Source organism: Bradyrhizobium jicamae, from assembly GCF_001440395.1.
GTDB classification, from domain to species: domain Bacteria; phylum Pseudomonadota; class Alphaproteobacteria; order Rhizobiales; family Xanthobacteraceae; genus Bradyrhizobium; species Bradyrhizobium jicamae.
Map to the genome: position 1 here is coordinate 17,855 of NZ_LLXZ01000033.1, position 10,913 is coordinate 28,767.

Genomic DNA, 10,913 nt, shown 5'->3' on the forward strand with positions numbered 1-10,913 from the left:
GCCTCAGCTAGGGCAGCCGCCGGCAACAGAGCGTCTCGCCGGCGCTCGGCCATCCGGCTCTCGCCGCTCTCATCGCCAAAGCAAAGGTTGAAGTCGTTACATTGGGTGCAGACCGGCGTCGTGCACATCACGAGGCCATCGTCCTCGCACAGGGCGCGATAGAAGAAGCGCTTCCAGCGCATATTGTTGATATTGCGCGCGGCCAGCGGCGCGAAATGACGGCTTAACAGGCGGGAGAGTTCGCCACGATCGCGCAATCCGAGATCTTCCCATAAGTGATTTGGCTCGATGGCGCGACGCGCGATCATCGCAGCCAGCCAGCGGCCGGTGTCCCCTTCGGTCGACCGTTGCGCGAGCAGGAGATCACGTAACATTGCGACCTCTTCGCTCTCATCGCGTTTGAAATGCAAAAGCGGCTCCTCGTCGTTGATCCGAATCGACGGGAAGTGCTGCTCCAGCAATGCCGCCAGCTCATCGCTGGACAGGCCGGCCTTGTCGGAAATCCGCCCCCCCTCCATCGCCGCGGCGGCCAGAATGGACGCCAGCACGTGGCGATCGAAATCGCTGTCGCTACTGGTGTCGGCGTCTGCTGGATGGCAGCTGGTGAGCTGGCGATAGGTCCCAATTCCATGCGACGCGCCGCTCGCGTCAGTCCCTCTGGCGATATTCATCGTAATGATTGTACTTCGAACATGGCTTCACGACACCCCTACAGTCAAGCATGCTTCGGCGGATCCCGTGCTGGCGCCGAATCTTCGCCAGAACGCCGGCCTCCCAAAGGGAGAATCGGGAGGCCGGCATTCATTCGCTGACTTTTACGAAGCAGCGAGTTCGGCGGCGGTCTTGCCGACGATGGCCTCGTCGACCGGCTTCATGATGCCGTGCTCCATCAACATGTCCTCGAGCTCGTCCATGGAGATCGGGGTCGGTATGATGCCCTTGCCGCCATTGTTGTGGATCCTGGTCGCGAGATTGCGATAGTGATCGGCCTGCTGGGAGTCCGACGCATATTCCAGCACGGTCATGCGGCGCAGCTCCGCGTGCTGCACAACATTGTCGCGCGGCACGAAATAGATCAGCTGAGTGCCGAGCTTCTTGGCCAGCGCCTCTGCCAGCTCAAGCTCTTTGTCGGTCTGCCGCTCGTTGCAGATCAGGCCGCCGAGCCGCACGCCGCCGGAGTTGGCGTATTTCAGAATGCCCTTGGAGATGTTGTTGGCTGCATACATTGCCATCATCTCACCGGACATCACGATGTAGATCTCCTGCGCCTTGTTCTCGCGGATCGGCATCGCAAAACCGCCGCAGACAACGTCGCCGAGCACGTCATAGGAGACGTAATCGATGTCCTCATAGGCGCCATTCTCTTCCAGGAAGTTGATCGAAGTGATGACGCCGCGGCCGGCGCACCCCACGCCCGGCTCCGGGCCACCCGACTCCACACAGCGGATGTCCTTGTAGCCGATCTTCATGACGTCCTCGATTTCGAGGTCTTCGACGCTGCCGGCGTTCGCCGCCAGGCTCAGAATAGTGTCCTGGGCCTTGGCGTGCAGGATCAGGCGGGTCGAGTCTGCCTTGGGATCGCAGCCGACGATCAGGATCTTGTGACCCATCTCAGCCAGCGCCGCCAGGGTGTTTTGCGAGGTGGTCGATTTGCCGATGCCACCTTTGCCGTAGAATGCGATTTGTCTCAGTGAAGCCATGTTGCTCTCCATCAACCGATTGCCAAAGATTGCGCGATTTGCGCGAGCTTGTTTCTTTCTCAGAAACAGGGCACACGGGCTCAGGGAAGGAGAGCATCGCTCGTCTTTGCGCGTCGGCGTGCACTCAGCCCTCACTCAGTGTTGCGGCAAGCTCATAGCAATCGCCATGCCAGGCGCCATCCTTGCTGTTTAAGCTTCTGATTACGCTTCGAAAAACACGACCCAGGCACTGGCGGCAGCTGTTTTCAAAGTGACAGCAGCTCTGCTGTTGTCAGAAAGCGAACAACGATCACACAGCGCTGCAACCGGCAGGAGACCCGCGCAGTGGGGCCATTTCGGTACGCCCGTGTGCGGAAGCAAACTTGCTAACCGACTTAAGCCGCAGGCCGCGGGCCACAACGTGATTGCCAAGGATCTCGTGAAGGAGCCGTGAGGCGCTGCGCCGCTTCTTCGGCGAGCCAAGGCATCCTCCAGCGTCTCGAGGCAGAAGACTGCTTCCACGGTGATCGACGGCCGCCACGACAGAACACGACGTTTGCCCAGTCCAGCACCACGGCGAGATAGACGAAGCCACTCGCTATCGGGGAGAGGGTGTTATTGTAACATCTTCCATTATAAAGATAAAATCGCTTCCAATTTGCCTGTGTAGGAACTGTGCAGGTGATATGGGCCATTTTCGTTGATTCGTCGGCATCTTTCGTAAGCATCTTTGCCTGTCCGGATAATCCCCACAAATGCGCCGTATAGGTCCGCGGGAACACGCGGTATTTGTGCGTCTCTTCATCTTCATCCTTTTTGCTGCTGCTGCTGATGATGATGCCGATGATGGCGATCAGGCATCAACATGTCGGTCGGCGATATTCGCGGTAGTTAGCAAGCTAACAACGGCGGCCTACTCGCCTCCGCTGGCAATCATTGCTGCCTCTGCCCGTAGCGCGGCGACCTCGGCTCGGCAAAGCCGCTTCTTGTCCTGTGCGATCGTCCGCTCAAGCTCGGTCATTTGCCCGAGGAACGGAAAGCCGTCGACAACGCGCTGAATCATGTCCTTCAAATCGGGCCGCTGATCTTTGCGCAGCAGATTGGTCAGTTGCCAAGATCATACTGATCGCCCTTTTTTATCTGTTCGGCGAACTGTTGATAGTTGAGATTGTCGCGGTCGCTTTCCCACAGCTTCACCACCGCGAGTGAACGCGTGAGTTCGCGCTTCAGCGGCCTGCGCGCGACTTCGGAAAGGTCGTGAAGGTCGCGTATCTTCGATCGTTGACTGGCTGCCCTGATCTTCTCCGAAACCACTTCCTCGAAAGCCAACGAAGGAATGTCGGCGGGTTTGAACGGCAGCAACGCGAAGTAATCTTGTGCGATCTGCGGCGTCGCGCGAACCGACTGAGCGGGCTTCTCGCGCAAACTGACTTCAAGCTTTATCTTGAGGCCCTTCTCGTGGTCCGCATGGGCGCAGACAGGATTGGCGGCCAGGCTCTTGTCGGTAAAATACCAATCCTTATCCCTGTCGAAGCGAAAGCTGAGCCCATGATAGGGCTGCGCCAAGGCGTCCAGCATCTTCGCCATCAAGTCGTCGTCGCTGATGTCGGTGTAGAGCGTGAAATCGAGGTCGGTCGAGAGGCGCCCGCGCGGGCCGAACACATCTTACGAAGCATCGTCCCGCCCTTGAAGGCGGTATGCGCGGTGATGCCCTGCTCATGGAAGAGCTTAAGCGTATATGTAAGAATAACGTCGGTCTCGACCTTGTCGATGTCGCGCGCCCCTGATTGATGGGCGATCTTTCGGATTTGGGCGATCGTCAGCATCAGCCACCGGCCTTTCTGATGCGTGGCACTTCGGCAAGAAGATCATTTTTGCGCGCGTGGACAATCAGCCCCCACGCTGCGACATAGCCGATGTCGTCATTCCTGCGCGTGCGCGCGCCGAATGTCGAGCGTGTTGATTTGGGTATCGCGGCGCGGAGTTGGTCGCGCAACGCGTCCGGCGGCGGCCTTTCGACGAGGTCGGTCAAGAAACCAAGTCGCTTGAGCAGCGCTGTAGACTCCATCCGCATCGCATCGGTGACAAGCTTTTCCGCATCGATATCCGCCATCGCGGCATGAACAATGCGGGTCAATTCGGTTGCGCCGCCGACGAGTTCAGGACGGTCGATGCAATCAACGACGGTCTTTTCGGGATCGGATATGAGAGTGCCGCGCCCATACACATCGTAGCGTTTCGATCCGAAGAACTTACGGGGTTCGACGGTCACAAAGCGGATCTCGGCACCCTCGACGGTGCGTGCCGGAGTCTGCCGCTTGACGGCAACGAAAACCGTTGTCGGTTTTTGCGTCGTGAAGCCATGAAAGGCTGCGGCGGACCACCAGCCCACATAGGACTCTTCAACGACTGCGGACGCGACGGCCAGCGGATTGTTCTCGCCGATGTTTTCGGCGCCCCGCTCCGGTGGCATGAGCAAATAGCATCCGCCTGTGAGGCGGGCGAGCCAGCCTTTCCGAAGAAGATTGCGAATGACCTTCCGGCCCGTTTGCTCGGAATCGAGAAGGCCAATAATGTCGCCGGCCTCGACGACGTCGCGGCCCTGTTCGCGGAAGGAGAGCACAACTCGGGCCTCCGCCGGTCCTAGCGTGCGCAGGTTTGTTTCCATGGCATTTTGGCCCTCAGAGGGCAAATTTCATATATAAAATAATCAAAATGTGGAGCGCAGCGATTGTTCTATATGTAAAATTTGCCCCTAAAGGGCATTTTTAATATATAAATCAATCGACTAGGGTCTGTTGAGATTCATCTGGAATGGATGACGGCAGTTGCGAGGTAGATCATCGCTTCGAAGCTGCCGTCTGTCTTGTCGCATCGCATTGCAATGCGTTTGAATTCCTTCAGCTTGCCGAAGAAATTCTCGACCAGGTGACGCCATTTGTACATATCCTTGTCGATGTCGAGAGGCTGAGCGCGCCTTTGATGCTGTGAGATGACGATCTTGGCCTTGCGTGCGTTCAGCTCTTCAATGATCCAGTTGGAATCAAAAGCCTTGTCGGCGATCAAGCCGCCGAATTCGATATCTTTGATCAAGGGTTCGACGCCGACAGTGTCAAAGCGATGGCCGGGGAGCAGGATGAACCGCACCAGATTCCCAAGTGCGTCGGTTAGCGCGAGGATTTTGGTGGTCCAGCCGCCTTTCGACTTGCCGATGGCCTGACTTTTGGTCCCCCTTTTGCGCCCTGTGCGTGGCGGTGAACTTTGACGATTGTCGCGTCGACCATGGCGAACTCCATGTCCGGATCATCCGATACGGCATCGAATATCCGCTTGAAGACGCCGGCCTTCACCCAATCGCGATACCGCTTGAACACCGTATTCCAGTTGCCAAACGTCGGCGGCAGATTGCCAAACGTCGGCGGCAGATCTCTCCATGGGCTGCCCGTACGGGCGATCCACAGCACGGCTTCGAGAAACAAACGGTTGTCGCCCCCTGTGCGGCCGGGATCGCTCGGCTTGCCCAAACAAAGCGGCTCAATCTTCGTCCACTGGACGTCCGTCAAAACGAATCGATGCATTCCAAGCTCCTTTTGGAGCTTGAATCACGGACATTCCAATCTGTGAATCCTGAATCTCAACAGACCCTAATCCAACATCATGCAGGTTGATCGGTTCACATACTCAGGCATACCTTGCAGGCTCGATGCATTTCAAACTGTGGCCGCTTCCCAAAACCTCTTGGCAAAGCTCACCCCTTCCGGCCCGCAGACGGCGGCATAGCTCGCGGTGGTGCTCAGTCGGGCATGCCCCATCCAGCGCTGAATGAGTGTGAGAGGCACGCCGGATTGAAGTGTGCCGATACCGAAGGCGTGACGTAGCCCGCGCGGACAGGCCCGCCGTCCGAACACACGGGCAGCGATCATCACCTTCTTGATGAGGCGCCACGCGGTGACGCAGCACCATGCCCACAGTGGGCGTGCCGCGTCCGCACTCTCCTGTATGCGTCGTAACGCGAAGGTTCTTTCGAGCCGCGCCGAAAGCGTTGGCGGTATCGGCACCTCGCGCACCACATGCTTGCGCCGCTTCAGGGTCGAGACGCCGCATGATCGCGAGATCGGCGTCCGGCACCGGCCGCGGCACGTAATAAACGCTGCCGCGGGCTGATCTGCAAAACTTCGACCTGCCTGGTGATCGACAGATCATGCTCGCGATCGATCATCGCTTTTCGCTCAGCAATCCCGCCTTGGTGAGCGCGCCTTCTAGAAAATCATTCTCCAGCGTCAGCTCCCCGATCTTGGCATGCAGCCACTTCACATCGATCGCAGGCGTGGCCGGCACAGCGCTGCCAAGTCCAAAAACTCCGGAAGCGCCACCCTCCAGCTGCGCCTTCCACGCCGTAATCTGATTGGGGTGCACGTCGAACTGCTCGCCAAGCTGAGCTATCGTCTGCCGCCCTTGACGGCGGCAAGCGTCACCTTCGCCTTGAAGGTCGGTGTGTGGTTTCGGCGCGTGCTCGTCTGCTCATCGTCGCTCTTGATTCGCAGGCACTAGCGTGTTCGCTGCCAGGCAGAAACTCCACTTATCGACCTGTTCAAATTTGCGGGCCCGGCTCTGTTGGTTGTGTCTGGGGTAGTCGAGCGCCGGATTAGGCGAATCGATTCGGATGTGGTTGGTCCGGGCCAAGAACCCGCAATCGAGATCGTGTAGGCCGCTTAACGAACAAGCCTCCCGCCTTGTGAGCCTGCAAACGAGGGGTGTCTTACTTTTCGAGAACGGTCGTTTCGACAACTGCCGAGACCCTGGGGATTAGGCCCTTCACCGTTGTGGACCTCGACCACAATGCGGTCCCTCTGACCCTCGGTACGTCAAGTCCTTAACTGCTTGACCGACCGAGCGCTTCCTTCCATGCGATGGTAGTGCTTGGCAGTTCCTCGCCAGCGTCGTCTCTAAGGACGCCACTGGCATCGTGGACATCGAAATAGAACCTTGACATCAGCCGATCCACAAGCGTTTTCAGAGCGGCCAGTCAATGAACGTATTTGGAGGCCCGTCTGTCGATTGGCCGACCAAGAACACGAACTAAGATGCCGAAAAACTCGACACGAATGCCGGGCTGATCGCAAATATACTTCGAGGATCGATAAAGCGGATAGCAGACCAGCATCTGCTCGCGCCGTCTTCGCACCTATGAGGGCGAGATCACAAATCCACTGTGTACCGGTGGCCCAGAGGAAGCGGCAATCGGTGATCCACTAGAAACCACGATTCAAAGTCAGCGCGGCCACAATGAAATTGGAACAGGATCGATGCGTGTGACAGCTTAGCCAAAATGATGAGATTACCCGACAGCAGCATCGTCCTCCGAATCGAACGGGAGGCGGAGCGAACCCTTAAGTAGCCTAGTATTACTGGATTCTCGCTCGCCAATAACTGTGATTTACAGATCAAATGACGGCTCTGAAGGCAAGCCTGCTCGACAGCAGTTGGAAACGCAGGACGAGGAGCCCCGCGTAGATGGCTGTCCCGATTGACAAGCCAATCCAGATACCAATCGCGCCAAGCCCGATCTTCAAACCAAGCACGTAGCCAAGTGAGAAGCCGATCAGCCAATAAGCAATACCGACGAACAGAAGCGGCACCCGAGTGTCCTTCAGTCCGCGCAGACCGCCCGCCGCAATGCTCTGCGCGGCATCAGTGACAAAAAAGCTCGCGGCGACCATAAGGAGCTTTGTAGTCAGTCCGATCGTCGCGTCGGCATCTCCGGCCGATTTGTCCAGAAACAGCTCGGCGATCTCAAAACGCGCGGCGATCACCGCAACCGTCAGCAATGCAGCGATTACGATACCGAGCAGCATCGCGACCAGGCCTGCCCGCTTGATGCCGGGACCGTCGTTGCGGCCGACTGCATGGCCAACGCGCACGGCCGCCGCCATGCTGATGCCGAAAGGAATCATGGATATAATCACGGTGATCTGAAGCGCGATTTGATGAGCAGCGAGTGCGCTTGTGCTGATCAGGCCCGCCAGGAGCGCGGCAGCCGACAAAACTCCGTACTGCATCAGGGAGGCGATTGAGATCGGAGTTCCGATCACGATCAGCTGTCGCAAGAAGGGCCAATCGAATCGCCAGAGATCTGCAAGCACGCGGTAGTCACGGAAAGGGCGACGCATTGTGGCGAACCACAAACCGGCCAGGAACATCGCACAGTTCACCAGCGTGCTCGCAAGCGCCGCCCCGAACAGCTCAAGTCGCGGCAGCCCGAGCTTCCCATAGACCAGCAGATACACGAGAAGGGCGTTAAGGGGGATGGCCGCCAGCGTGATCCACAAGATCGGCTCCGGCCGGTTGACCGCGCCCATGAAGTTACGGATGGCCTGAAGCCATAGCGCCGGCACCACGCCCAAGGCTAGTCCGAACAGATATTGCTGGGCGAGCCGCGCCGCGTCTGGGGGCTGACCGAAAGCGAGCAGTATTTGCTCTCCGCGAAACGCAAACGCTATGATCGGGAACGATAGCATCAGCGCCGCCCACAGCCCCGTGCGCACCGCGCGCCGTACCATAGCAAGATTCGCGGCCCCATACGCCTGCGCCGCCAAAGGTGCGATCGGCGCCAGCAGGCCCGCGCCGAAGGTAAAGCTGACGAGATAGAGCGTGACGGCCAGCGCGGCCGCGGCGAGCGCCTCAGGCCCGATGTGCCCGATAAAGGCAAGATCTGTCGTCATCATCGCGACCTGCGCAAGCTGGGTCAACACCATCGGCCACGCGAGCTTCGCAGTTTCGCTGAGTTCGATAGTGAGGTCATGGCCAGCAGCCCGTCTCGTCATTCCGTGCCGCAAAGCTGATACCGGTTTTGTTTCGGCTATTTTGTCCATGGAAATCATGCTGCTCGGTTAGCCTCGGCCGTAAACGACGTTTTGTTCCACTGAGAAGATGCTCTTCCCCGCCTGAATTCGCGATAGCCTGCCGATGCGGACTCACGCGCACCCCTTGGGCAGCTCCGCGTCACAGATACAAGGCGTGCCATTGGCTTGGATTGCCGTTGAGCTTGGGTTCTGGCGGCCTGCTCGCCCGCTGATGAGGGCCTTGATCGGTGCCTCCGCCAGCGCATCGACTTTTCGGCGCGTGTTAGCGCAAAGAAGACGCGGCAGGTAGCTGGCACGCCGAAACGGTCGGTCATCGGCATCGCGCAATCGGTGCCGGCGCGAACCGCGATCGCGTCGTGGTCGATCACGGTGGCGAAATGGCGTTGGGGCAGTGGAATTCGTACGCGACGCATACGTGAACTGAGAGGCGACAATCTTATGAGCCATCAACTGCGATACCTTCAGCATGCGATGCTGGATGACATCTCCTTTTCAAGGCTCGTGCCATCTGCGAGAGCTTGATTTGTAAAGGCTATTTGCTCAATCGGACGTGTCCTGGGCCCGACGGCATGTCGCAAATCCCACAGTCGGCGTCAGAGACGCGCCCAAAGCGCGCAGAAATTCGGCAATTTTGCACCGCAGGAATCCCACCAGACGGACGTCGACTTGAACGCCACTCAGGCGGAGATACGTGCTGGCTACTAAAGGGAGCGAAGTGAGGGCCGCAATCTATGGCACCGACCTTCCAAGCGCGATGATCCAGCAGTTTTCCCAAGCGCCGGCCCGACACCTTCACTTCACGCGGCGAGAAGTCAAACTTGCCGTCCGCTGGCGGAGAGGCGGCCAAGGGCGGCGCAGGCAAAAAGCTCTCGAATACAAAGAATCGCAAATGACGTGAGCTGTCGCGTGGCGACGTTTCGAATAGACGTCGTCACGCTGACCTTGGAAGAAGGATCTCAATATTCGAGAATTGGCCAGATCATTAGCGTAAGGATGTCCCACCGCCGGCGCTCACGGCTGAACAGTAAGCAGGGCCTTACTTGATGGCCAAGAATCCTTCGAAACAGACATGCTTGTATATGGTCATGGTGTCCACGAAGCCGGCACGTTGTAACATGTCGAGATTGCCCCTGGTCGAAAACGGCTCAAGAACGCCTTTCAAGCTACTCGCCTTGCCGAGTACTTCGTCCGGGCTGTAACCATTCTCCAATTTGTAGTCGATATAGACCGCGCTCATGATGTCCTGAAACCGAGCATCTGGCGCCCTGACTTTCTCGAAAAACAGGAACGCTCCCCCCCAATTCAGCGACTTGTAGATCAGATTGATCAAGCTTTGCCGATACCGCGGCGGAACGAATTGAATCGTGTAATACGATACGATGAAATCGCTGGCTTCGTAGTCGACGTCGCATGCATTTGCGAGCAAGTACTCGACATTCGCCACTTTGCTGTGAGCGTTGCGCGCGTATTCGATCATGGCACGTTCCGCATCGAGGCCAATCCAGCGCGCCCCGTGGGGATGGCGTTTCGCCAACCGCCGCAGGAGCGTTCCGGTTGAGGTTCCGATCTCATAGGCGACGGAGTCTTTCTTTACGAAAAAATCGCTTACCTGCTCGATCAGCCTGTGGCCGGCTTCATAGTTAGGAACGGATCTTGCGACGTGCCGATCAAAATGTTGAGGCGTATCGCCACCGAAGCTCCAGCCAGCACGTGCGGCGTGTATGCCGTCTCCAGTAGCCTCCTCCTGCCTTGCAAGAGTTGTCTGCTCCAAGCTGTCCATGAGAACTTCTCCCAGCTTTCCAACTATGCGTGCTGCAGCTTGTGTTCACTTGTCGGTTTTGTGGCCAACGCGCTTTTGACTGCGGGACTGAAGAAGAGCGACAACGTCTCGTCTTCAAACAGTCGACCGAGCGAAGAAAGCCTCAGTCCCGCCTGGCCATTGTCATCGCGATATGATTCCAACGCGCCTGCGTTGCTCAGCTTGTTGACAAGCCCGTCATAGCGCCTCGAAAGCTGATGGCAGGCGGCCCGCATCGAACGCAGGTTTGCGTCCTCGATGCGCCCAGTGCGTAGCCCGGTGGCATAAGATGCGGCCAGCAACTCCTCTTCGTCGACGGGACGTCCGGTGGTGACGCATAGCGTTCGGCCTGCCGGTTCAGCGGCTGGTGCTGGCCGCGTGCGAAGTCGCCCGCCACATCGCCGAAGCAAAAGTTGCGGTGCATGGCGGCCTCGAGACGCCGGAACAAGGGCGTCAGCGCGACCGTACAACCGCCGACCTGGTCGGCGAGGGTCGACAGGCTGATTGGCACGCCTTCCTCGAACATCACCATCGCCAGCAAGCTTGGCCCAGCCCAGCCGCGGGCAATCACAT

At 58.3% G+C, this 10,913-nt stretch carries 12 protein-coding genes and 3 pseudogenes; all 15 read right to left on the reverse strand.

Annotated features, from left to right (window positions below; all coding sequences use genetic code 11):
- Window positions 1-14: 14 nt before the first annotated feature.
- Window positions 15-671, reverse strand: a pseudogene (locus CQ12_RS05750) (nitrogen fixation protein NifQ); the annotation flags it as partial.
- Window positions 672-815: 144 nt separating this feature from the next.
- A complete protein-coding gene (gene nifH, locus CQ12_RS05755; RefSeq protein WP_057834394.1) occupies window positions 816-1,700 on the reverse strand; it encodes a nitrogenase iron protein in 885 nt (294 codons plus the stop codon).
- 453 nt (window positions 1,701-2,153) lie between these two features.
- Window positions 2,154-2,293, reverse strand: a pseudogene (locus CQ12_RS43420) (IS3 family transposase); the annotation flags it as partial.
- A gap of 299 nt (window positions 2,294-2,592) precedes the next feature.
- The gene (locus tag CQ12_RS44885; RefSeq protein ID WP_198164072.1) at window positions 2,593-2,742 is read right to left on the reverse strand and encodes a hypothetical protein; all 150 of its coding nucleotides are present in this window, start codon (window positions 2,740-2,742) and stop codon (window positions 2,593-2,595) included.
- A 41-nt stretch (window positions 2,743-2,783) separates the two neighbouring features.
- On the reverse strand, window positions 2,784-3,341 hold the full coding sequence (locus tag CQ12_RS44890; protein WP_063799680.1) for a nucleotidyl transferase AbiEii/AbiGii toxin family protein: 558 nt from the start codon (window positions 3,339-3,341) through the stop codon (window positions 2,784-2,786).
- Complete coding sequence (locus tag CQ12_RS44895) at window positions 3,266-3,505, reverse strand: nucleotidyl transferase AbiEii/AbiGii toxin family protein (protein ID WP_198164075.1); 240 nt, start codon at window positions 3,503-3,505, stop codon at window positions 3,266-3,268. The genes CQ12_RS44890 and CQ12_RS44895 overlap by 76 nt, the downstream gene beginning before the upstream one ends.
- A complete protein-coding gene (locus CQ12_RS05765; protein WP_057834387.1) occupies window positions 3,505-4,347 on the reverse strand; it encodes a type IV toxin-antitoxin system AbiEi family antitoxin domain-containing protein in 843 nt (280 codons plus the stop codon). The genes CQ12_RS44895 and CQ12_RS05765 overlap by 1 nt, the downstream gene beginning before the upstream one ends.
- 137 nt (window positions 4,348-4,484) lie before the next feature.
- A protein-coding gene (locus CQ12_RS41855) for an IS5 family transposase (protein ID WP_157088020.1) occupies window positions 4,485-5,257 on the reverse strand; the annotation gives its coding sequence in 2 pieces (ribosomal slippage) (window positions 4,485-4,906 and window positions 4,906-5,257; 774 coding nt in all).
- A 132-nt stretch (window positions 5,258-5,389) separates the two neighbouring features.
- Window positions 5,390-5,749, reverse strand: coding sequence for a tyrosine-type recombinase/integrase (locus tag CQ12_RS47590; RefSeq protein ID WP_430642187.1), 360 nt, complete (start codon window positions 5,747-5,749; stop codon window positions 5,390-5,392).
- A gap of 19 nt (window positions 5,750-5,768) precedes the next feature.
- A pseudogene (locus tag CQ12_RS05780) lies at window positions 5,769-6,204 on the reverse strand (transposase family protein); the annotation flags it as partial.
- A 348-nt stretch (window positions 6,205-6,552) separates the two neighbouring features.
- Window positions 6,553-6,672, reverse strand: coding sequence for a DUF6894 family protein (locus tag CQ12_RS47595; RefSeq protein ID WP_430642186.1), 120 nt, complete (start codon window positions 6,670-6,672; stop codon window positions 6,553-6,555).
- A 451-nt stretch (window positions 6,673-7,123) separates the two neighbouring features.
- Window positions 7,124-8,551, reverse strand: coding sequence for an MATE family efflux transporter (locus tag CQ12_RS05785; protein WP_083519141.1), 1,428 nt, complete (start codon window positions 8,549-8,551; stop codon window positions 7,124-7,126).
- Between the two features lie 5 nt (window positions 8,552-8,556).
- Entirely contained in the window at window positions 8,557-8,955 is a 399-nt protein-coding gene (locus CQ12_RS47600; RefSeq protein WP_430642188.1) for an aminotransferase class V-fold PLP-dependent enzyme, read from the reverse strand.
- A 623-nt stretch (window positions 8,956-9,578) separates the two neighbouring features.
- Entirely contained in the window at window positions 9,579-10,322 is a 744-nt protein-coding gene (locus CQ12_RS05790; RefSeq protein ID WP_057834391.1) for a methyltransferase domain-containing protein, read from the reverse strand.
- A 196-nt stretch (window positions 10,323-10,518) separates the two neighbouring features.
- Window positions 10,519-10,913: hypothetical protein (locus CQ12_RS45615; RefSeq protein WP_210180582.1), on the reverse strand; the 395-nt coding region annotated here is incomplete at its 5' end.

What these genes read in the sequence shown, in the direction of transcription:
- nifH (WP_057834394.1), bottom strand. Translation starts at nt 1,700, where the DNA reads ATGGCTTCACTGAGACAAATCGCATTCTACGGCAAAGGTGGCATCGGC.
- CQ12_RS44885 (WP_198164072.1), bottom strand. Translation starts at nt 2,742, where the DNA reads ATGATTCAGCGCGTTGTCGACGGCTTTCCGTTCCTCGGGCAAATGACC.
- CQ12_RS44895 (WP_198164075.1), bottom strand. Translation starts at nt 3,505, where the DNA reads ATGCTGACGATCGCCCAAATCCGAAAGATCGCCCATCAATCAGGGGCG.
- CQ12_RS05765 (WP_057834387.1), bottom strand. Translation starts at nt 4,347, where the DNA reads ATGGAAACAAACCTGCGCACGCTAGGACCGGCGGAGGCCCGAGTTGTG.
- CQ12_RS47595 (WP_430642186.1), bottom strand. Translation starts at nt 6,672, where the DNA reads ATGTCAAGGTTCTATTTCGATGTCCACGATGCCAGTGGCGTCCTTAGA.
- CQ12_RS05785 (WP_083519141.1), bottom strand. Translation starts at nt 8,551, where the DNA reads ATGGACAAAATAGCCGAAACAAAACCGGTATCAGCTTTGCGGCACGGA.
- CQ12_RS47600 (WP_430642188.1), bottom strand. Translation starts at nt 8,955, where the DNA reads ATGCGTCGCGTACGAATTCCACTGCCCCAACGCCATTTCGCCACCGTG.
- CQ12_RS05790 (WP_057834391.1), bottom strand. Translation starts at nt 10,322, where the DNA reads ATGGACAGCTTGGAGCAGACAACTCTTGCAAGGCAGGAGGAGGCTACT.